The organism is Butyrivibrio sp. FC2001 (genome assembly GCF_000424125.1).
Lineage (GTDB): Bacteria > Bacillota > Clostridia > Lachnospirales > Lachnospiraceae > Butyrivibrio.
Map to the genome: position 1 here is coordinate 324,199 of NZ_AUJH01000003.1, position 22,453 is coordinate 346,651.

Here is a 22,453-nt window from a genome sequence, read left to right on the forward strand (position 1 = left end):
GGAATTGTATGAAACAGATTGAATCTAAAAAAAGAGTATTTGTATTATGCCTGGGGCTGATAGGTCTTTTGATGCAGACCCTTGTTTATGGCTGGTTCTGGTTTAATGTTTACTATCCGATTGTTAACGCACCCAGATATGCCGGCGGATATTATGTTGGTCCCGGATTACATCTCTATTTCCGTGGACATCTTCTTGTAATCGCGATTTATTTCGTTTTAGTACTCTTTTTGTCTAACACCTATGGGGGCTTGAAGATAGGATATCTGAAGGCTATGGATATTTTTCTGTCTCAGATATTCGCCCTTTTAATGGTAAATATAATCTCATATTTTCAGATATCACTGTTTGGAATCAGACTGGTTCCTGTTTATCCGATGCTGGAGGTACTGGCGATACAGCTCGTTATTTCCTTTTTGTGGGCTGTGTTTACCAACTGGCTATACCGTTCAATCTTCCCTGCAAGGCAGATGCTTCTTGTAAGCGGAGAATATCCGGTTGATGATATCTTAAGAAAATTCAATTCAAGACAGGACAAATACAATATCGTTAAATGTATGAATATCAGCGAAGGCTTGATGCAGATTGAGAGAGAATGCATAGAGGGCTATGATGCTGTTGTTATCTGGGATATTCCTACCAAGGAGAGAAATAAGCTTCTGAAGTTTTTGTATTCAAATTCTATCAGAGTTTATCTTATGCCCAAGATAACTGATGTGCTTGTTAAGGGATCTGAGCAGCTGCACATTTTTGATACTCCCGTTCTTTTACTTCGTGAGTATTACCTTAAGATCGAGCAGCGCTTTATCAAGAGACTGATCGATGTTGTATGCGCTCTTATCCTTATAATCCTTACATCTCCTATAATGCTCATAACTGCGATAATCATTAAGCTCTATGACGGAGGCCCTGTTCTGTACAAGCAGATTCGCTGCACAGAGGGTCAGAAGGAGTTTAAGATCATGAAGTTTCGAAGCATGAGAGTCGATGCTGAGAAGGACGGTGTTGCAAGACTTGCGACCAAGCATGATTCAAGAATTACTCCTATAGGAAAGTTTATAAGGGCGTGCAGGATAGACGAGCTGCCGCAGCTTTTCAATATTCTTAAGGGCGAGATGTCCTTTATCGGACCAAGACCCGAGAGACCGGAGATTATCGCTCAGTATATGGAGACAATGCCCGAGTTCGCATTCAGAATGAAGGTTAAGGCCGGACTTGCAGGATATGCGCAGGTTTATGGTAAATACAACACCACTCCGTATGATAAGCTTAAGCTTGACCTTGCCTATATTGAGAACTATTCAGTATGGCTTGATTTCAAGCTGATGCTTCTGACACTTAAGATTTTATTTACTCCCGATGCAACTGAAGGCGTAGAGGAAACACAGACTACAGCACTTAAAAATTCCGGTGAAAACTAAATGGCAACTAAACGTGAAAGCTACGATAATGAAATACTGAATCTCAGGGCTTTTTATCTGGTGCTTCTTAAAAAAATATGGATAATTCCAGTGGCAGCAGTGATAGGAGCAATCATTGCGGGAATAATCTATTTCCTTGCAAATGTTGTGTATGCTCCTGCAAGGAATTATGTGACTGAATCCACGCTTTACATCACCTTTGCCTATGATGAGAACAAAGGCACAGAGGTGGATTTCTATAATGCTTATACCTGGAATCTTCTTGTAAAGGCAGAGGATCAGAACCTTGTTGAGAAAACCGACTACAATATTCTTGACGGAATAATGGAGAAGCTTGATGAGGCGGGATATCACGAGGGCAGCGATGTCACAAGGGAAGAGGTAATAGCTTCCGTGAATGCGGATATACCCTCTGATGTCAGAGTTATGATCTTTACCGTATCCAATCCCAAGAGGGAATTGGCAGGTGCCATAGCAGATGCTGCCAACGCAGCCCTGGTAGAATACGGAAAAAATAATGAGGCATTTACACAGATTAAGCTTCTTGGAAGAACAGATACAAAGATGGAGCTTATCCCGGATAAAATGGCTGTTGCCGTAATTTTCGGTGCAGTTTTGGGATTTGTTTTTGCCATTCTTGTGCTTTTGTTTTCAAAGGCAATGGATGATGCTGTATATGTTCCGGAGGATGTGGAGAGAAGATACAATCTTCCGGTTCTTGGCGTTCTTACAAGTGACGGCGTGGAGGAGCCTTCATTTTTCAGAAATGAGCTCCTGTTCATGTTCAGGGAGAAGCTGAAAAATGAAAAGTCAGTGGCGCTTATAAGTGCTGATGACAGGAAGGGATCTGAAAAAGCTGAGGAGACCGTATCCAGACTTAAGAGCGTCATCGGAAACGGAATACCTGAAGGCATGGCTGAAGTAGTACCCATGACACTTCACGGTAATTCCAATGATTCAGCTGCCAAGCTGTCAAGTGTTGACGGAGCTGTTATCGCAGTATCCATGGGAACTCATAACGGAGCTATGACAGAGCACCTTATTTCCCTTCTTAGAAAGCTTGGCTGCAATGTCTGCGGTATTGTTATCACAGATGCTGATATAAAGCTTTTAAACAGATATCTGGGGCTTTGATATGTCTAGAATAGAGTTGCTGGTAGCTGCTGTCAGGCAGGATACCAAGGCATTACCATCAAAAATGAATATTCAGTCTGATGCCGTCATCGTCAATCAGTGCGATGAGGATCAGACTTTTGAAAATGATTATACTGACAGAACGGGAATGGTCTGCAGGATAAAATGTCTTCACAGAAATGAAAGAGGAGTTGGCATATCAAGGAATCTTGCGCTGGAAAACGCGGACCGTGAGCTTCTTCAGTTCGCTGATGAGGACATTGTTTATAATGACGGCTACACAGAGCTGGTTGAGAAGGAGTTTGATGCTCACCCTGAGGCGGACATGCTGATGTTCAATGTTAAGGCTCAGGAAGGTCGTGAAACCTATTACAATACAGACTTTGCCAGGGTGACATGGAAAAACTACGGAAGATATCCGGCCTATGCCATAGTGGCCAGAACCGCTGTATTAAAAAATGCAGGAGTAAAATTCTCAGTCCTGTTTGGAGGAGGCGCTAAATACAGTAACGGTGAGGATTCGCTTTTTTTACATGACTGTTTAAAGAGCGGAATAAGGATATACCGTACTGATGTCAGCATAGGACATGAGGTGGCAGAGAGGCCTTCTACATGGTTTGATGGATATAATGACAAATTCTTTTTTGACAGAGGCGTGCTTTACCATTTCCTGTACGGTTCGTTGGCAGCTGCGATGAGCCTTAGATTTGTACTGGTCAAGAGAAAAGAGATGTGTAGGGAAAAGTCTGTGCTTCAGTGCTACAGACTTATGAAAAAGGGAATCAGACAGGGAAAGCTGGAGGAGAGAGAAGGCAATTTTTAATTTACACAAATAGCTTTTGCCTGTCCCAGAGGTTATCTTATGCTTGTTTATTTAGCGCTTACTGCGATAAGCCTTATAATTGCATATCAGATAAAAAGAACCGAAAACGCGCCGGTTATAAGGACGGGACAATACTGCAGCATTTTCCGCGGAATAAGCAGAATTCAGATGAGAAATTCTGTGGGACTTCTGTTTTTGTTTGTTATCCTTACAGGCGTGTCTGCGCTCAGGTTAAATGTAGGGAATGATTACAGCAAATATGTTGAGTTCATGCACAGAACCTACAGTAATGCATTTGTTCCTACAGAGGTGGGCTTTAATTATCTGACCAAGATAGTTTATTATCTCTCGGGATTTGAGAACTATGTTGGAGTGTTTGCGATTTTTGCCGCTGCTACCGTGTTCTTTTTCCTGGCAGGGATATTTATTCAGGCAGAGGACTTCTTTATGTCCTTTGCGATGTTCATGCTGCTTGGTTACTATTTCCAGTCCCTTAACACTGTGAGAAATTACCTGGCTCTTGGAATAGCCTTCTATTCCATAAACTATTGCATAAAAAGAGACTGGCCCAGGTTTATTATTCTGATTTTATTGGGGTCACTTTTTCACAAGTCACTGCTGGTGGTGCTGGTATTGTATCCGCTGGCTCAGATGAAGTGGAAAAGGTGGATGCATGGTGCACTTGCCCTGTTATGTATATCATGCCTGTTTTTAAAGGATTTTTATCTGAATATGGCGGTAAAGCTGTATCCTTCTTACGAGGGAACGGAATTCCTGACAGGCGGAACCAGTAAGCTGGGTATTGCCAGATGCGTTGCGGTGCTTTTGCTGGCATTCTTTGTTTTGGGAAAAGACGTGGTGAAGGATCGCAGAATGAGCTTTTATTTTTACGCTAATTACGGTGCACTGCTCATGTATGTTTTCTGTTCGTTTTTGCCCACCATTTCAAGAATCGCTTACTATTTTTCTATTACACAGATTTTGTATGTGCCTGCACTTTTAGCAAGGCTTATTGGCGATAGGGAAGCCGGAAGATATAATGCCGGACGAATGTTTAAGGTTCTGACCATAACCGGATGTGTTATGTATTTCGCTGTTTTCATGATGAAGGCAGGCGACGACGGAGTAAGAATTTTGCCTTATGAGACTTTTCTGTTTCATGAGCTTCCGGCAACATTATCGGAGAGAGGCTTTGGCTGACAGAGGTATAACATGAAAAGACCATTTTTTACAATCATTGTAGTTTCATATAATGCCGGTGAGGATCTTCTAAAGACACTGGAGAGCATAAAGACTCAGACCTTTAAGGATGTGGCTATTGTCATAAAGGATGGTGGCTCTACAGATGGGTCCCTTGAAAAAGCGGAGGAGGTTCTCGGTGTCAGTGGTGAGGACAAGACCTCAGAGGCTGGTGGAAGAAAGCGTCTTAGTGCTGGAAAAGTGAATTCCGATGGTTCCTTTGACATCAGATACCGCGATGGAAGTATCCGTATTATCAGAAGCAAGGACCATGGAATCTACGATGCCATGAACATGGCTGTAGATGCGATTAAGAAGGATGAAAGCAGATTAAAATCTGACACTGCTCCGGGATATGTCTATTTCCTTAACTGCGGTGATGTTTTCTCAAACAATAAGGTACTGCAGAGGGTTTTCGAGAAGATCCAGCTTGATAGCAGGGACTCCGGAACAATTGTGCCCACCATCTATTATGGTGATATTTTCGAGATGAAGACTAGGCAGAGGGTTTCTTCCAATCCGAAGATTGATGATTTTGCCTGTTACAGGAATGTTCCTTCGCATCAGGCCTGCTTCTATGATGAGAGACTGGTTTTCAGATATGCTTTTGATACGGTCTGGAAGGTGAGGGCTGATTACGAACACTTCCTCCGCTGTTTTTATGTGGAGAAAGCGCAGACCAAATATATGAAAATGCGCGTGGCTGATTACGAGGGCGGAGGATTTTCAGAGACGAAGGAGAACCGCAAGGTATCTGAGAACGAGAGGCAGCAGATTATACGCATGTATCTGCCAAAGCAGCAGATTAAAAAGTTCGATATGATACGGATGGTTACACTTGCGCCGCTTCGCACCAAGATATCGGAGAATCCCAAGACAGCCGGTATCTACAATAAACTTAAGAGCCTGATTTACAGGCATCGTTAAGAGGTTTCCTATGAGAGTTTTGTGGGTCTGTAATATAATGCTCCCTGCGTTTGCGAGAGCGAATAATCTTCCCTGGTCAGACAGAGAGGGCTGGTTATCCGGAGCCTACGACAGGATTTCATCCGGGAAAAAGTACGGGAATGTTATACTCGGAGTTGCATTTCCTGCTGACAACATTGGCAAGGAAGCTATAGAAATAGACGGGGTTAAATTCTACGGCTTTTCAGAGAATTTAAATACCCCCGAGATATATGATGAAAAGCTGGAAGGCAGATTTGGTGAGATATACGAGGACTTTAAGCCTGATATCATACATGTCTTTGGAACGGAGTTCCCGCACAGCCTGGCAGCCATAAAGGTATTTGATAAGCCGGAAAAAACACTTCTGGGGATACAGGGTATTTGTGGTGAGATCAGTAAGCTGTATATGGCAGGGCTTCCCGAGAGTGTGTATAAGGATACGACCTTCCGCGACAGATATAAAAATGATTCGCTTGTACAGCAGCAGGAGAAGTTTGAGAAGCGTGCTGAGAATGAGAGAAAAGCAATAATGCTGACAGGACATATCACAGGAAGAACCGATTTTGACAAAGAGGCTACTGCTGCGATAAATCCTAAAGCTAAGTACCATAAAATGAACGAGACCATGAGACCTACCTTTTACAAGGGGGCATGGAGATCGGTTAACACGGTGTCACACAGCATTTTTCTATCCCAGGGAGATTATCCTCTCAAGGGATTTCATTTCATGCTTGAAGCGATGCCTGAGATACTTAAGGAGTTTCCTGATACGAAGCTGTACGTGGCAGGTAATAGTGTTATTGGCAGAATTAAGAGAAAGACAGTTACTATTCCGGATGAGCAGAAAAATGCCTCCGGACGTAGTAAATATCCCTTGGCTATCAGAATTTCCGCTTATGGAAAATATTTGAAGAAGCTGATAAGACGTGGAAGGCTTGGCGGAAAGGTTATCATGCTTGGAAAGCTCTCCGGAGAACAGATGAAGGAGCAGCTTCTTAAGTGTAATGTTTTCGTGTGTCCGTCAATCGTTGAGAACTCCCCCAATACCATGGCAGAGGCCATGCTCCTTGGTGTTCCGACTGTTGCTGCTGAGACAGGCGGTATTCCGAGTATGCTTGAGAAAAATGTGGACGGACTTTTGTTTGAAGCCGGAAATGTGTCAGAGCTTGCAAAGTGCGTAAAGCAGATGTTCAGAGAGCCTGTAATTGCAGCTGTTTACGGAGATAATGCAAGAAAACACGCCATGATAACCCACGATGCCGGAGAGAATTACAAACGGCTTATCGAGATATACAAGGAGATAAATAGTAATTGAGAAGGTGTCAGCGAAGCTGATGGATGAGGATAAGACCATAATAAAGATTACATTTATATCTAACTTCATAAATCATCATCAGATTCCCTTCTGTGATGAACTCTTCTCAAGGCTTGGCGAAGCATTTGCATTTATTGAGGCTCAGCCCATGGAATCTGAGAGGAAGAATATGGGATGGGGACAGGATGGCAGCAAGTTGTCCTATGTGCACAGACTTTACGAGGATGAGAAAGGATGCCTTAAGCTCATAGACGAGGCGGACGTGCTTATCCTTGGATGGACGGGTCTTGAAAAGGATACCACTGCCATGCAGAGGATAATAGCAAGACTTGATTCCGGAAAACCGGTTATCAGAGTGAGTGAGAGAATCTACCGTGAGGGCAGATGGAAGATGATCTCCCCGAGGGGCCTTAAGGCAAAGTATGATGAGCACATTAAGTACAGGAACAAGCCTGTTTACATGCTGTGTGCCGGGGCGTATGTGTCCGGGGATTATAAGCTTATTGGTGCTTATCCTGGAAAAATGTTTAAATGGGGGTATTTTCCGCCCTTTAGAAAATATGAGACTTCGGAAATATCTGACATGCTCTACAAGGATGGCGAGCAGCTGAGGCTATGCTTTGCAGCTCGTCTTATTAAGCTAAAGCATCCTGAGCTTGCAGTTAAGACTGCTGAGTACTTAAGAGGAAATGATGTGGATTTCCACATGGATATAATTGGTGATGGTCCGCTGTTTTCGGAGATATCAGCCATGATAAAGGAAAAGAACCTGGAGGATAGGGTTACCTTAAGCGGTTTTATGAAGCCTGATGAAGTAAGGGATATCATGGAAAAGAGCCATGTTTTCCTCTTTGCAAGTAACTATCTTGAGGGCTGGGGAGCAGTTGTGAACGAAGCCATGAACAGTGCCTGCGCAGTTGTGGCATCCTCTGAGGCAGGATCGGTTCCTTATCTTATAAGAAACGGAGAAAACGGACTTACCTTTGACGGCTGCGATGAGAGAGAGCTAAAGAAAAAGCTCGATATGATAATACATGGAAAACAGGGAGGAGAATTATTAAGAAGGCTTCAGAGAGCAGCGTATGAGACCGTGGCCGATGAATGGAACGGTTCTGCCGCTGCAAGGAAATTGCTTGATTTTTGCAGTAAGCTTGCTGCGAATGAAAAGTATATTCCACCGGGAAACGGACCTATGAGTGTTGCTCATATTATAAAGGCTCCGGGATTTATCAGAGCACTTCAGGAGGATAATCATTTAGAGTGATGACATTCAGGAAAAAGATAAGTGTAATAATACCTGCTTATAATATCGAGGATCTGATAGTCCGCTGCCTGAAATCTGTCCGCGATCAGACCTATCCGTCTGAGCTTATGGAGATAATTGTTGTTGATGACGGATCAACGGATGATACCTATAAGCGGATAGAGGAATTCATAGAGAAATCTGAGCAGGAAGGCGAACAGCATCCCAAAATGCTTCTGCTTCATCAGGAAAACGGCGGAAGCAGTAAGGCCAGGAACCTGGCGCTAAGTGCGGCTACAGGAGATTATATCGGATTCGTGGATTCGGATGATTACGTGGACTCTCACATGTATGAGAGTCTCATGAAGGCGATAGAAGAGAACAGTACAGAGGAATCACCGGTACTTATGGCCCAGGCATCAAGGGATGAGATAGCAGAGGATGGAACAAGACTGCCGGATGTCTGTATCCCGCCTAAGGCAGTGAAGACCATAAACGGTGAGCAGCACCTCAGGACTCTTTTGATGCATACAGGGGATGCGTCCTTTTGCACCAAGCTCACAAGCAGAGCCCTGTTTAAGGGGGAGTGCAGGGGATTTCCTGAAAATGAGCTGAACGAAGATTTTTATCTTATGATACATATGCTTAAAAGGGTGGAGAAGCTGGTAATTTTGCCACAGCAGTATTACCATGTTTTTTACAGGAGCGGCAGCAATTCAAGGAAAAAAGCGGATCAGAAGGATTATTTCCCTCCGGTGTTTACGGATATTGTGAGAAATTCCGATGTGGCGTATCGACTGGTAAGGAAGAATTTTCCTGCTCTTATGGAAGTGGCAATGAGATTTTGTCTTATTCAGAGACTTGATTACCTGTTGCACATTCCGATAAGTAAGATGAATCATGGCAATAAATTCTACCGTAAAGAAGTTGTGGGATTTTTGCAAAAACATATGAAGGATATTTTTTCAAATAAATATCTTACGACAAAGAACAGAGCGTATCTTGTTGCACTTGGTATAGCACCAAAGGCAGTGAGGAGCGCACATGCTAAGGTGAGAGGGATTAAATAGTATAGGAGAGAAGAGCTGAGCATGAAGCTAAAGACAAAACAGTATAGCTTAATACTGCTTCTTATGTTGATCGTTCAGGTGGTATTTATCTGCTTCTATGGAGCACAGAAAGCGGGTTACCATCAGGACGAGTACTATTCTTATTTTTCATCAAACAGAAGCCTTGGTTTTTACTATCCGGACAGAGAGTGGGTGGATACTGACACCCTGAGGGATGAATTTGTAGTTAAAAGAGGTGAAGGCTTTAACTATGGACTTGTCCATCTGGTGCAGTCATGGGATGTTCATCCTCCGCTTTTTTATGATCTTCTGCATACGGTTTGTTCACTGAGTCCGGGGATTTTTAGCAAATGGCAGGGGCTTATCGTAAATCTTATCGCCTTTATCATAAGTTTTGTAATTCTTAATAAGCTTGCGAAGGCTATTGGAATGAGTAAGGGCCTAAGACTTACTCTTATGTTCGTTTACGGCTTTAATCCAATGACTATTTCCTGTGTGCTATTCATCAGAATGTACATGTGGCTTACGGTTTTTGTGCTGGCATCCGCCTATCTGCACATGAAGCTGATAAGTCTGATAAAAAAGTATTATGCGGGAAATGAGCTTAAAGGCTTTGTTCTTGATAAGCCCTTCGATGCAAAATTCAAAAAGGGGTTTGTATCCTATGTGGCAGCGATAGCACTGGTAAGTGTTCTCGGATTTTTGACTCAGTATTACTACCTGATCTATATGTGTGTTATGGGGCTTTCGTTCGGTGTGTGGTTCCTGTTTCTTATGCCTAAGAACAGAAAGAAAAAGAATCAGGATACTGACAAGGATACTGCGCCTGTCCTTAACATCGAAAACATACTGGGAGATGAGGAATTTGTTCAGCAGGCCGCATCAATGGCGGAGAGATTTAAATACATCCTGGTATATGCTCTGGGAGGAGCTGTTTCCCTTGGCATAGCAGTCCTCATATATCCTTCAGCACTTTCACATATTTTCAGAGGCTACAGAGGACAGGAAGCAGCCGAGGCCTTTTCCGATATGTCAAATATCTGGGACAGACTGGGATTCTTCTTTGGACTTATGAATAAATATCTCTTTTCAGGGATGCTCTGGATAATAATTGTTCTGGCAGTTATAGCGCTGATAGCACTTTTCTTTATGCTGAGAGTTAAAGGGGAGAAGGATAAGCTCCATATCGCTCACATCAGAATTTTGATGGTTTCAGTTGTTGGTTACTTTTTCCTGGTTTCAAAGACAGCGCTTCTACTTGGAGATACCTCCAATCGTTATCAGATGCCAATCTATCCGATAGTACTGCTCCTTGCAGCGTATTTTACCAGAATAGGTATAAGAGCAATTGTGGGAAACAGGACCTTCGCTGAGATACAGATACCGGTTCTTGGTACGCTGCTGATCTTTACCATAATTCTTATCAAGGGACTTACGATTGATCAGAACGTTCTTTTCCTTTATCCTGAGGATAAGGACAGGATTGCTTTTTCCGAGGATATGAAGGCAGAGGGAGCTAAAGCTGTTGTGATTTATAACAGTGCAACCCCGGATAATATATGGCGGCTCACGGATGAACTTCTGGTGTATGATAAGCTCTATTATGTTAATTCGGATAATCTTGAAGCTATAGAAGATAGTGATATTGCTGATGCGAATATATTAGCTGTTTATATCGCGGACAATGATAACATGGACAATATACTCAGCGTACTGATGAAAGCAGACCCCAATTTATCCTGGAGCGGAGAGATATCCCGGAAGGATATGTGGACAGTAATAGAGATGCAATAACTTGAAAGATGTTAGATAAATATGGGTAAGATAAATATGGGTAAGATAAATACAATAATCTTCGATATAACCGGAGTTCTTGTGGATGGCTGTCTTGACGACTTTTTCAGAAACAAGGGCTATACCGAAGATATGGTAAAGAGACTTTTACTTACATGTACAAATCCCGGAGATTGGACTGAGTTTGATAAAAATCATGTTGATCTTGAAGGTGCAATCGGGATATTTGCAAGACATGATCCTGAAATAGAAGGAGAATTAAGGAATGCTTTCTGTGACCTAAATGGTATTGTGCGGAAAAGAGAAAGAACAATTCCCTGGATAAGAGACTTGAAAGCTTCCGGTTACAAAGTACTGATTCTTTCAAATTTTGCAGAGCAGGGTCTGGATGACAATCCGTTTATGAAGGAATTTCTGGATGAAACTGACGGAGGAATCATAAGCTTCTCGGTAGGTCTGACCAAACCGGATCCTGAAATATACAGACTGCTTATGGAGAGATATGAACTAAAAGCCGAGGAGTGTGTGTTTATAGATGATATGCTCGAAAATATTGAAGCAGCTAAAGCACTTTCGATGCAGGGTATTGTCTATAAGAGCTACGAGCAGGTGATAAGAGAACTTAGGAAATTAGGAATATAAGGTTTTATATAAATAATTTTCGCAAAAAAAGGAAGTGGCATGGATTCAACTACAATAAAACAGATTATTGATGAAAAATATGCTGCAGGAATAAATGGTAATGAGCAAATCCTCTGCTATGGAGTTGCTTTTTTTCAAAAACAGGCTAAAGTAAAGCTTTTAAGAGTTTTTTAAGTGTAGTATAATTTGTTAGAATTATGCTTTGAAAAGAGGCAAACAATGAATAACGATAAAACGGAATCCCTGCAATTTGCGGGGGTTCGCACGTTAGGGACAAAAAATTATACTATTAATAAGAAGCCTATTTCCTTCCGGAAAGCTGGCAGATGAGGGCTTTATGAGCGCGATAGCAATAATAACAGCACGCGGTGGCAGCAAACGAATTCCGCGTAAAAATATAAAAATATTTAACGGCAAACCGATAATAAATTATTCGATAGAAGCAGCCCTGCAATCAGGCATCTTTGATGAAGTCATGGTATCTACAGATGATGAAGAGATAGCCGAGATATCCAGGGCAGCAGGAGCCAGCGTTCCTTTCTTCAGATCAGCAGAGACTTCCACGGACACTGCTACCACAGCAGACGTTCTCCTGGAGGTTCTGGACAGATACGAAGAGAAGGGACAATCCTTCGAATATGGATGCTGTATTTATCCCACAGCTCCCTTTGTTACTGCAAGGAAGCTTAAGGAGGCCATGGATGAGCTTGTAAAGTCAGGGGCTGAGTCCATTGTTCCAATGCAGGAGTTTTCCTATCCGCCACAGAGAGGACTGTTCATTGATGATAAGGGACTTGTGAAGATGCTTCATCCTGAGTATGCAACTACAAGAAGCCAGGATCTTCAGAAACAGTACCACGAATGTGGACAGTTCTATATTTTCAGAAATGATGCCTTCAGAATCCAGAAGGATACCACCATGGAGAAGTCAATTCCGTATATTATCGATCCGGTGGAGTCGCAGGATATAGATAATGAGAGCGACTGGCTGCTGGCTGAACTAAAGTACAGGTTCCTTACTGAACAGGGAATTTTGAAATAAACGAGGTTTTATGAAGTTAAAAGAATGTCTTAAAAACAACAGAGCTTATATAATCGCAGAGATGAGTGCCAATCACGGTGGCTCTCTTGAAAATGCCCTTAAGATAGTTGAGGCCGCTGCCAAGTCAGGAGCTGACTGTCTTAAGACACAGACCTATACTGCGGATACCATCACTATTGATTGTGATGCCGAGGCCTTTAAGATTCACGGTGGCCTATGGGACGGATATAATCTCCACGACCTTTATAAGGAAGCCTATACTCCCTGGGAGTGGATGGAGCCTATAAAGAAAAAATGTGAGGAGTGCGGAATAGATTTTCTTTCTACTCCTTTTGACACAACATCTGTTGATTATCTTGAAAACATCGGGGAGGAATTCTACAAGATAGCATCCTTTGAGCTTGTGGATATTCCGCTTATCAAATATATTGCGAGAACCGGTAAACCCATCATCATGTCTACCGGAATGGGCTCAGAGGAAGAGATTCAGGAGGCCATTGATGCCATAAGATCCGAGGGTAATAATGACATTATCATTCTGAAATGCTGTAGCGTTTATCCTACAGTTTCAGCGGATCTGAACCTTAGAACTATTCCTGATATGCGAGAAAAGTTCAAGGTGCCGGTTGGTCTTTCCGATCATTCGATGGGTGGAACCGCTGCCATTGCAGCTGCTGCACTTGGTGCTGTTGTTATTGAAAAGCATTTCTGTTTGAGCAGAGATCTTCCTTCAGCTGATTCAGCATTTTCTATGGAGCCTGCTGAATTTGCAGATATGGTCAAGGGTGTTCATGATGCAGAGCTTGCTCTCGGTCAGATTTTCTATGGACCGACAGAGGCTGAGGCAGGTGAATACACCAACCGCAGATCTCTTTTTGTGGTAGAGGATATGGAGGAAGGCGAAGTTTTCACAGATAAAAATGTTCGCAGTATCCGTTCTTACAACATTCAGGGAATGAAGCCAAAGCACTACGATGAGGTGCTTGGAAGAAAAGCAAAACAGAAGCTAACTCGTGGAACACCACTGGATTGGAGTAGCATTGAATAAAATAGCAATTCGTGTGGATGCAAATGAAATAGTAGCGACGGGGCATATTATGCGCTGCAGGACGATAGCCGGAAGCCTGCAGCAAATGGGATGCTCTGTCGTTTTTGTGTCTGCGGACAATAATATAGCCCCATATATACAGGACGAATATCCCTTTCATGTTCTTGAAAGTAACTGGCGAAAAATGGAGGAGGAAATTATTGTTCTCCTTGATTTTCTGCATGAAGAGGAGATAGACAGAATCCTTGTTGACAGCTACTATGCGACACCTGAATATATACGGATACTGGAATCCAATGGAATCAGGACCATGTATGTGGATGACATGCAAAAGGAAGTATATCCTGCAAGTGCGATATTAAACTACAGTCCGGGAGCGCCGGGACTTGGATATGAGGAATTCTACGGAGAGCTTTCTCCCAAATTCCTTCTTGGTACAAAGTATATTCCCATAAGGGAGCAGTTTGTACAAAAGAGCAGAACCACTGAAGGAAGCGGATTTATAAGCTCCGCTGAGAGATTCGGTACAGATGGTGAGCTTATTAAAAATATTGATCTTGTTGCCAATGAGAATAAGGAGGCCTTTGAGGGCGTCCACAGAACCTATGGCTATAAGACAGATGAGCTTAACAATATTTTCCTTACAACAGGTGGTGCTGACAGCATGGGCCTATCGGAAATAATAGCCTCTGCTATAATCAGGGATCCTGAGCTGCACTTTAAGGAAGACAGAAATAAGAAGATCCATCTGCTGGCAGGAAGATTCTACAGGGTAACTGAGAAGATCCAGCAGTATATAGAGGACGGTTATGTGGTGCTTCACCAGAACGTGTCTAATGTTGCGGACATCATGAGCAGCTGCGATGTTGCCATAACCCCGGCAGGCACAACACTTTATGAACTGTGCTCTGTAGGAGTGCTGTCCATAAGCTTTGTGTTTGCAGAAAACCAGGAGCCGGACGCTTTGTATTTTGCCAATCAGGGATATGTGCCCTATGCGGGGGATTTCAGAGATGATGTAAATGAAGCACTTACGGCGATACTGACTTATGTGGAAGAGGTTCAATCCATGGACACCACTGAGAGACTGGAGATATCTAACAGGCTTAAGAGGCTGATTGACGGTCAGGGAGCAGACAGAATAGCGGAAGTTTTGACGGAGATGTAAGGATTTATGGAAAAGATTTTTATACTTGGTGCAAGTGCACTTCAGGTACCTGCAATAAAAAAGGCTAAGGAGAAGGGGCTTTATGTATACACCCTTGACTACGATCCTGAGGCAGTCGGAATAAAAGACGCTGATGAATTTTTGTGCATCAGTACAATCGATAAGGAAGCGGTTCTTGAGGCTGCTAAGAAATACCAGCCGGATTATATAATCACTTCTACCAGCGATATGCCGGTCAGGACTGTTGCCTGGGTCAACGAGCAGCTTGGAAAGAAAAATGATATCTCCTATGAGAATTCCATTTGTGCAACTGACAAGGCTGCCATGAGAAGAAGAATGAAGGACTGCGGAGTACCTATTCCGGAGTTTCACGTGATTTCTGACAAGAAGGGATTTGAAGAGGCAAGGAAGGCGCTGGGAAGACGCTTTGTGTGTAAGCCTGCGGATAATGCAGCAAGCAGAGGCGTTGTTCTTGTTGATATGGATGAGCTTCAAATCCGCTTTGATGGAAATGAAGAAGAGATAAGCGAGGAGCTTCTTGGAATATATTCTTACACAAAGGAATACTCAAGAAGCGGAGAAGTCCTTCTTGAAGAGTTTATGGAAGGCCCTGAGGTAAGCGTGGAGTCATTCACTGTTAACGGGGATACTCATATCATTACCATAACAGACAAAATGGTCACCGAAGTTCCTTTCTTTGTTGAGACAGGGCATACTGAGCCTTCCAGGCTTCCTGTCGGGGTTCAGGAGGATATCAGGAAAGTAGCCATGGCTGCAATAAAAGCCGTGGGTATCCAGAACGGACCTTCACATACAGAGATCAAAGTTACATCCACGGGAGCAAAGCTTGTTGAGATAGCAGCCCGTCTTGGAGGAGATTATATTACCTCCAGACTTGTTCCGCTTTCTACAGGTGTTGATCTTATAGACTGTTGTATCTCATCTACACTGGGCGACGATGTAAAGTGGCAGAACACAAAGAGTGAGGGCTCGGCTATAAGATTTTTGTATTCCGCAGAGGCAGAGGGCGAGCTTACGCCGGGTAGTGTTATCAAAGCTATCGAGGGCGTAGATGAATCAGAGAAGCTGCCGGGAGTATCGGAAATATCCATATATAAATCTGCAGGAGATAGGGCAGTAAGTCTTAGAAATAGCGGTGACAGATGGGGACATGTCATAGCTACAGGTAAGGATGCGGATGAGGCTGCCGCCAATGCAGAAAAGGCTGCTACCAAAATTCGCTTTATTTTAGGGTGAAATGCGTGCTTAAATAACGAAAAATAATGATTTTTAGCGGTTTTTCAACATAAATTATGCTAAAATATAATCATTATAGCTGTATGAAAAGGTTTTGAGGGGGTAACTGAATATGGCTGAACGTAGTAAGGTATCTAAACCTATGGTTCAGGAAGAAGAGAGCAATTTCATGATAAAGGTCGCTACCTTTGTCGTTGATAGAAGAAACCTGTTCTTCCTTATCTTTGGAATAGTCATGATTTTCTGTGCGATAGCATCGGGGATGGTAAAGGTCGAGAATTCACTTCCGGCATATCTTCCCGACTCTTTTGAGACCAGTCGCGGTCTCGATCTCATGGAAGAACAATATACGACCTATGGCTCTGCTAAGATCATGGTGTCAAACATTGTATATAAAGATGCGGAAGTGCTGTCTGATAAGATCGCTGAGCGTGATGATATTACAATGGTTTCCTTTGATGAAACAGCAGATCATTATAACAATTTTTCTGCACTTTTTGATATTACCTTCAAGTATGAGGATACTGATGAGAGAGCTCTCGAAGGTCTTGCAGAGATCAAAGAGATGCTCGCTGATTACGATATTTTTGTCAGCACATCCATGGGTAACCAACAGGCTGATGCCATTGCAAGGGAGATGCAGGTTGTAAGTGCTCTGGTTGTGGTGATAGTTCTTGCGGTGCTGCTCATAACTTCACAGACCTATGCGGAGATACCGGTACTTCTCATCACATTTGGTGCAGCGGCCGTTATGTCAGCCGGTACTAACTTTATCCTTGGCACAATTTCTTTCGTGTCTGATTCCGTAACAATTGTATTACAGCTTGCACTTTCTATAGACTACGCTGTTATTTTCTGTAACAGATATAAAGAAGAGCATGAAAGTCTTCCTATCAGGGAAGCTGATATTATTGCGCTCAGCAAAGCTATCCCTGAAATTTCATCAAGTTCACTTACGACAATCGGTGGTCTTGTGGCCATGATGTTCATGCAGTTCGGAATAGGTCGTGATATGGCTATCTGCCTTATCAAGGCGATCCTTCTCAGTCTTATTTCGGTATTCCTTCTTATGCCCGGACTTCTGATAATTTTCGGACCCTGGATGGACAAGACAAAGCACAAGAGCTTCGTTCCCAAGATTCCTTTTGTTGGAAAACTGGACTATAGTACAAGGTTCATCGTTCCCCCTGTATTTGTGGCGACCATCATCATCGCTTTTATGATTCAGAACAAGTGCCCCTTTGTATACGGCTATAGCGATATCGAAACACCTATAAAAAATGAAACACAGATTGCATCTGAGCTTATAAGTGAGACCTTTGGAGACAACAATTTTGTTGCGGTAAATATTCCTGCCGGAAACTACGAGAAGGAGAAAAGGCTTATACAGAGCTACCTTGAATGTCCTGAGGTTAAATCAGTACAGGGTCTTGCCAATATTGAGGCCATGGATGGTTATTGCCTTGCAGACAGGCTTACGGTCAGAGAGTTCTCAGAGCTGCTGGAGCTGGACTATGAGAAGGCTGAGCTTCTTTATATGGCTTATGCGGTAAACGACAAAAACTATGCAAAGCTTGTAAATGGTCTATCAACCTATAGAGTGGCTCTTATTGACATGGTCATGTTTTTACATGACGAAGTCGAAGAGGGATATGTAACTCTTGAGGACAGCATGAAGGAAAAGCTTGATGATGCCTATGAGCAGATGAATATTGCCAAGAAACAGCTTCAGGGTGAGGACTACAGCAGAATACTTGTGTACTTAAATCTTCCTGAGGAGGGTGAAGAGACCTTCAAGTTCCTGGACAAGATGCACACAATAGCCAACCGGTATTATGACGGAGAGATTTTTGTTATTGGCGAATCAACCAGCCAATATGACCTTCAGAAGACATTCTCAAGAGATAACACTGTTGTTACGGTAATCTCGATTCTGGCGGTGCTTGTTGTACTTCTGTTTACATTCAAATCAGCCGGAATGCCGGTGCTTCTGATATTGGTAATTGAGGGCGCGATCTGGATAAACTTTGCATTCCCTACAATTCAGCAGGACAATATCTTCTTCATGACATACCTGATCGTAAGCTCTATCCAGATGGGGGCGAATATTGACTACGCCATAGTTATATCCGGAAGATTCATGGAGCTTAAGGATAAGATGTCCCATGAGGATGCAATCATTGAGACCATGAACTTTGCATTCCCTACCATCATCACATCAGGTTCCATGCTCGCCCTTGCAGGTATTTCAATCGGTATGCTCACATCAGATGGTGCTATCTGCGGTATCGGTCAGTGCATCGGTAGAGGAACAATAATTTCAATTATTCTCGTTATGTTTGTACTTCCTCAGATTCTTCTGATTGGTGCTAAGATAATCGACAAGACCTCCTTCGAGGTTTCTGTTCCGCTTGTTATGGAGCGTGACAGAGGTCTTATGAGAATTGACGGAACTATCGAGGGTCAGATAAACGGAACCATCATTGGTGAGGTTCATGCTGTTGTAAGAGGTGATGTAAGAGCGTTTATTCAGAGTGGTAATGCCGAGAGATTGGATTCGACGCGGTTAAAGGCTGAGGATTTGGATAAACTCCTTAACTCTAATAAGAAAGGGGAGGTGTAATCATGAAAATGAAGACGCTAAAACTCGTTCTTAAAAACATAGCCGTATCTGCAGCAGCCGTATCATTGATCTTAAGCAGCTTTAATCTTGATGTTATTGCTGTAAATGATCTCGAATCTGATTTGCTGCATGGTCTGGAAAACAGAGTAAGAAGCGACGCGATAACAGGGCTCACAGAACGTAGTCAGAAGGAGAGCAGTGAGAGACTCGCAGACTCAGGAGAATCAGACGCCGACCAGAATAAAGAGGTTTCTTCCGGAGATGCAGAAGCCGAGGAAGTGATAGAGATAGTCTATGAAAATATCGATATTAATTCCCTTGCTGACTTTGTCGAATTTTCCAAGAACTGTAAGAGCGATTCCTGGTCCACAAATAAGATAGTTACCCTTCAGGAAGATATTGATATCTCAAATTCGAAATACGGAATGATTCCATATTTTGATGGAATCTTCAAGGGCAATAACCATGAGATTAGGGGTTATTCCAACATAAACGACAGCTATATTACCGGATTATTCCGATATGTCGGAGTGAACGGAATGGTTCAGGATCTGAAGGTTACAGGTGATATCCGCATGTCCGATGAACTGAAATATACAGGCGGAATCTGCGGTATGAATCTGGGTATTATCAAGAACTGTACCTACTCCGGACTCATTGAAGGTAATAACACTGTCGGTGCGATAGCGGCCATCAATGAAAATACGGGACTTATAAATTATTGCGTGAACGATGCACACGTTTCCGGATATTATTTCACAGGAGGAATAGTAGGAAAAAATTATGGTGTTGTATCCGGTTCAACCAATAACGCAAACATAAATGATAACGAAGAATGGGTTATAAAGGATGATGAAAAGGGCGAAAGCCTTATCCAATCCATTGCCTCCAATGAGGGAGAAGAGCGAATTATCCGTTCAGGAACAGATACCGGCGGAATCGCAGGATATTCAAAGGGCAGCATTGTACACTGCTCAAATAAAGGTAATATCGGCTACGCGCATGCAGGATATAACATCGGTGGAATCGTCGGAAGACAGATGGGTATTGTGTCCTACAGTACAAATACAGGCAAAATCAATGGACGTAAGGACATTGGCGGAATTGTTGGCCAGATGGAGCCTTACCTTGAGCCTGAGGACCTGCAGACACTTCCGGAAGCAGCCGACAGGCTCCATGACCTTGTGGAAAAGACGCTGGATGACATGGATGGTGGAGTGGATACCATATCTTCAGATGTGACGGATCTTACAACCTATGCCAATGGTGTTGTTGATGACGGAAGATCGCTTGCAGGTGAACTGACAACATCAATCAATGCAAATGTAACTGTGGCAAATGCAGCACTGGAGCGCTTTGAATACGTGCTTGAGAATGTCCCCGGTGTCATAGACCACATGGAAAGCGCATCGGATAAGATGTATTACTTCAATAATTCCCTGGCCAGGGCTATTGAAGCAATTGATATTGACGATGATATATCCGGTGATGACAGGGACAAGATAGAGAACAGCGAAAATCAGATATATGATAAGCTCGCAGATGCCAATGAAAAGGCACAAAGGATACAGAGCATATCGAATGAGATAAATGATCTTCTCTATGAAAAGGATGAGAATGGCGATTATGTCTTCGATGAAAATGGAAACAGAAAACTTAGAGTTCTCACTGAAGAAGAAAGGAATCAGCTCAATTCTTACCTTGCGGATCTCCAGCAGATGACAGCAGAATCAGGCGGCAATGTATATGAGATGTTCGGTGATGTCTCCAATATTCTCGAGACCTATAAGCCCTATGCGCAGTCTGCAGAGGATGAGACACTTGGAGAAACTCAGAATGCAATAGCAGCTCTTCAGGATGCGGAAGGAGAACTCAAGGAGGCTGCAAAGGGAACAAGAAGCATTATTGATTATCTTAATTCTCAGGAAAAGCTGAGACTGACAGGTCTTAGCAGCCAGTGGGATGCAAGTCTTGATTCTCTTCATGACAACCTTAAGGGAATATCAGGATCTATAGAAAATATCAACCAGGACGGAAAAGCTACTTCACACACCTTGAACTCAAACCTTGAAGCTGTAAACGATCAGGTAAACGAAATATATCATATTCTCTCTGACAAGCTGGATATCATCTATAATGAAGATTCCGCAGTTTTCACAGATGTATCTGACGAGGAGATAGAGAACGCCAAAACCGGACGTGTGGATGGATCCTTAAATAAGGGAACGGTCAAGGGAGATATAAATATTGGCGGAATAGCCGGATCAATGGCTATTGATGATGAGGATCCTGAGGAAAATGCAGCCGGTAATCTCAATGTGGGAAGAGGTAGCAAATATACTCTAAAAAATATAATTTGTGAGTGCAAAAATGAGTCAACGGTAGAATCCAAGAAGGATGGTGCCGGACTTATAGTAGGATATATGGCTCAGGGTATCGTGACCTCTTGTGAGGGCTATGGCTTTGCCAAGAGCACGGAAGGAAATTATACAGGTGGAATAGCAGGCCAGTCGATGTCCATAATAAGGGACTGTGATTCGCTCTGCCTCCTCAATGGTAATAAATATGTTGGCGGAATAGCCGGATATGGAACGACAATTACAGGCTGTAACGCTATGATAACCTGGGATAATGAGCCGTCTGAGAGATATGGTTCAATTGCAGGTATAGTTAATACTGATTCAGAAACCAAGCGAACCAAACTCGATAATGTAAGGAATAACTATTTTGTTGAGAGTAAGATTGGTGGAATTGATGACATCAGTTATACAAAGAAAGCTGAGGCCATAAGCTATAAGACGCTGATTGCCCAGAAGAGAATCCCCAATGACTTCAGACATCTCAAGGTAATATTTGAGGTTGAAGATAAAAAGCTTGGCGAGCAGGAGCTTGCCTATGGAGATAGTCTTTCTAATCTTGATTTCCCTGAGGGAAAAACAAGAGAAGGATATTTCATCAAATGGCCTGATGTTTCAAAGATAGTTATGGAAGGAAGCTACATTCTCACAGGAGAATATGTTCCCACCAATAAGTCAATAGTAAGTGAATCTGTCTTTGGAAATACTGGAAAGTACGTTGCGATCCTGGGCGGAAGCTATGGTGATGATGCTTATATTATCGCAGAACTCGTAGCAGATCCTGTTTATGAGACGGACAATCCCGCCTTCGAGAAGGGTGCAGTCGTATACAGGATACAGGTTGATGAAGGCTCATACTCCCAGACAACAGACAGACGTATCAGACTTTATAATCCCTATAATAACGCTGAGGTTAAGATATACAGGGATGGCAAGTGGGATGCTGTTTCATCAAAAGCCATAGGAAAGTATCTTGAGATCGAGCTTGAAAGTGAGGAAGCGATTTTTGCTATAGTACAGACCACTCCGCTGTTAACACGAATCCTGTATCTCGTAAGCCTTGTTGCGGTTGTTCTTTTAGTGTTGGCTATCGTCTACGCAGCTATAAAGAGGCGTGTAAAGAAAAATAATGCCAGAAATAGCGACAAGAATAAGATTGAGACGGATGAACCTACTTCTGAAAAGAATGAAGATTTACGGGATGAAAGGCAGGAAGAAGAACAGGATAATAAGCCGGAAGATAAACCCGAGAATAAGAGCAGCAAAAACTACTCAGGAAGAGGCAAAAAGAAGCGCCATAGAAGACATTAAAAATGGCAAGAGGAATAG

The 22,453-nt window shown here is 42.8% G+C and carries 17 protein-coding genes; all 17 read left to right on the forward strand.

What is annotated here, in order from left to right; all coding sequences use genetic code 11:
• Nucleotides 1-8 precede the first annotated feature (8 nt).
• The 17 genes from G601_RS0101440 to G601_RS0101525 all read left to right on the forward strand — a co-directional run bounded on the left by G601_RS0101440 (nt 9) and on the right by G601_RS0101525 (nt 22,435).
• Nucleotides 9-1,421, forward strand: a complete 1,413-nt coding sequence (locus tag G601_RS0101440; RefSeq protein WP_026664238.1) for a sugar transferase — start codon at nt 9-11, stop codon at nt 1,419-1,421.
• Entirely contained in the window at nt 1,422-2,555 is a 1,134-nt protein-coding gene (locus G601_RS0101445; RefSeq protein ID WP_026664239.1) for a hypothetical protein, read from the forward strand.
• 1 nt (nt 2,556) lies between these two features.
• The gene (locus G601_RS0101450) at nt 2,557-3,378 is read left to right on the forward strand and encodes a glycosyltransferase family A protein (protein WP_035790151.1); all 822 of its coding nucleotides are present in this window, start codon (nt 2,557-2,559) and stop codon (nt 3,376-3,378) included.
• 39 nt (nt 3,379-3,417) lie between these two features.
• Nucleotides 3,418-4,578, forward strand: coding sequence for an EpsG family protein (locus G601_RS0101455; RefSeq protein WP_026664241.1), 1,161 nt, complete (start codon nt 3,418-3,420; stop codon nt 4,576-4,578).
• Nucleotides 4,579-4,590: 12 nt separating this feature from the next.
• Entirely contained in the window at nt 4,591-5,544 is a 954-nt protein-coding gene (locus tag G601_RS0101460; RefSeq protein WP_026664242.1) for a glycosyltransferase, read from the forward strand.
• A 10-nt stretch (nt 5,545-5,554) separates the two neighbouring features.
• Nucleotides 5,555-6,880: a glycosyltransferase family 4 protein gene (locus G601_RS0101465; RefSeq protein ID WP_026664243.1), complete on the forward strand. Its 1,326-nt coding sequence runs from the start codon at nt 5,555-5,557 to the stop codon at nt 6,878-6,880.
• A gap of 4 nt (nt 6,881-6,884) precedes the next feature.
• Nucleotides 6,885-8,144, forward strand: a complete 1,260-nt coding sequence (locus G601_RS0101470; RefSeq protein ID WP_242834360.1) for a glycosyltransferase family 4 protein — start codon at nt 6,885-6,887, stop codon at nt 8,142-8,144.
• Nucleotides 8,144-9,193 carry a glycosyltransferase family 2 protein gene (locus tag G601_RS0101475; RefSeq protein ID WP_035790153.1) on the forward strand — a complete coding sequence of 350 codons (1,050 nt, stop codon included), beginning with the start codon at nt 8,144-8,146 and terminating at the stop codon, nt 9,191-9,193. The genes G601_RS0101470 and G601_RS0101475 overlap by 1 nt, the downstream gene beginning before the upstream one ends.
• A 21-nt stretch (nt 9,194-9,214) precedes the next feature.
• Nucleotides 9,215-10,987 (forward strand): hypothetical protein, encoded by a 1,773-nt coding sequence (locus G601_RS0101480; protein WP_026664246.1) that lies wholly within the window; start codon nt 9,215-9,217, stop codon nt 10,985-10,987.
• Between the two features lie 21 nt (nt 10,988-11,008).
• Nucleotides 11,009-11,629: an HAD family hydrolase gene (locus G601_RS0101485; RefSeq protein WP_051205463.1), complete on the forward strand. Its 621-nt coding sequence runs from the start codon at nt 11,009-11,011 to the stop codon at nt 11,627-11,629.
• A 39-nt stretch (nt 11,630-11,668) separates the two neighbouring features.
• Nucleotides 11,669-11,803 (forward strand): hypothetical protein, encoded by a 135-nt coding sequence (locus G601_RS27070; protein ID WP_255346147.1) that lies wholly within the window; start codon nt 11,669-11,671, stop codon nt 11,801-11,803.
• 163 nt (nt 11,804-11,966) lie between these two features.
• Nucleotides 11,967-12,671, forward strand: coding sequence for a pseudaminic acid cytidylyltransferase (pseF, locus tag G601_RS0101500; RefSeq protein ID WP_026664248.1), 705 nt, complete (start codon nt 11,967-11,969; stop codon nt 12,669-12,671).
• Nucleotides 12,672-12,681: 10 nt separating this feature from the next.
• On the forward strand, nt 12,682-13,719 hold the full coding sequence (gene pseI / locus G601_RS0101505; RefSeq protein ID WP_026664249.1) for a pseudaminic acid synthase: 1,038 nt from the start codon (nt 12,682-12,684) through the stop codon (nt 13,717-13,719).
• Entirely contained in the window at nt 13,712-14,887 is a 1,176-nt protein-coding gene (locus G601_RS0101510; protein ID WP_155834431.1) for a PseG/SpsG family protein, read from the forward strand. Before pseI ends, G601_RS0101510 begins: the two co-directional genes overlap by 8 nt.
• Nucleotides 14,888-14,893: 6 nt before the next feature.
• Nucleotides 14,894-16,144 carry an ATP-grasp domain-containing protein gene (locus G601_RS0101515; protein ID WP_026664251.1) on the forward strand — a complete coding sequence of 417 codons (1,251 nt, stop codon included), beginning with the start codon at nt 14,894-14,896 and terminating at the stop codon, nt 16,142-16,144.
• Between the two features lie 112 nt (nt 16,145-16,256).
• Nucleotides 16,257-18,767 carry an MMPL family transporter gene (locus G601_RS0101520; protein WP_026664252.1) on the forward strand — a complete coding sequence of 837 codons (2,511 nt, stop codon included), beginning with the start codon at nt 16,257-16,259 and terminating at the stop codon, nt 18,765-18,767.
• Between the two features lie 2 nt (nt 18,768-18,769).
• Complete coding sequence (locus G601_RS0101525; RefSeq protein ID WP_026664253.1) at nt 18,770-22,435, forward strand: hypothetical protein; 3,666 nt, start codon at nt 18,770-18,772, stop codon at nt 22,433-22,435.
• Nucleotides 22,436-22,453: the final 18 nt, after the last annotated feature.

Bases quoted from the DNA above. Each gene is read 5' to 3' on its own strand.
- G601_RS0101520 (WP_026664252.1), top strand. From the start codon at position 16,257: ATGGCTGAACGTAGTAAGGTATCTAAACCTATGGTTCAGGAAGAAGAG.
- G601_RS0101475 (WP_035790153.1), top strand. From the start codon at position 8,144: ATGACATTCAGGAAAAAGATAAGTGTAATAATACCTGCTTATAATATC.
- G601_RS0101455 (WP_026664241.1), top strand. From the start codon at position 3,418: ATGCTTGTTTATTTAGCGCTTACTGCGATAAGCCTTATAATTGCATAT.
- pseF (WP_026664248.1), top strand. From the start codon at position 11,967: ATGAGCGCGATAGCAATAATAACAGCACGCGGTGGCAGCAAACGAATT.
- G601_RS0101525 (WP_026664253.1), top strand. From the start codon at position 18,770: ATGAAAATGAAGACGCTAAAACTCGTTCTTAAAAACATAGCCGTATCT.
- G601_RS0101465 (WP_026664243.1), top strand. From the start codon at position 5,555: ATGAGAGTTTTGTGGGTCTGTAATATAATGCTCCCTGCGTTTGCGAGA.
- G601_RS0101480 (WP_026664246.1), top strand. From the start codon at position 9,215: ATGAAGCTAAAGACAAAACAGTATAGCTTAATACTGCTTCTTATGTTG.
- G601_RS0101440 (WP_026664238.1), top strand. From the start codon at position 9: ATGAAACAGATTGAATCTAAAAAAAGAGTATTTGTATTATGCCTGGGG.
- G601_RS0101450 (WP_035790151.1), top strand. From the start codon at position 2,557: ATGTCTAGAATAGAGTTGCTGGTAGCTGCTGTCAGGCAGGATACCAAG.
- G601_RS0101445 (WP_026664239.1), top strand. From the start codon at position 1,422: ATGGCAACTAAACGTGAAAGCTACGATAATGAAATACTGAATCTCAGG.
- G601_RS0101515 (WP_026664251.1), top strand. From the start codon at position 14,894: ATGGAAAAGATTTTTATACTTGGTGCAAGTGCACTTCAGGTACCTGCA.
- pseI (WP_026664249.1), top strand. From the start codon at position 12,682: ATGAAGTTAAAAGAATGTCTTAAAAACAACAGAGCTTATATAATCGCA.
- G601_RS0101460 (WP_026664242.1), top strand. From the start codon at position 4,591: ATGAAAAGACCATTTTTTACAATCATTGTAGTTTCATATAATGCCGGT.
- G601_RS27070 (WP_255346147.1), top strand. From the start codon at position 11,669: ATGGATTCAACTACAATAAAACAGATTATTGATGAAAAATATGCTGCA.
- G601_RS0101485 (WP_051205463.1), top strand. From the start codon at position 11,009: ATGGGTAAGATAAATATGGGTAAGATAAATACAATAATCTTCGATATA.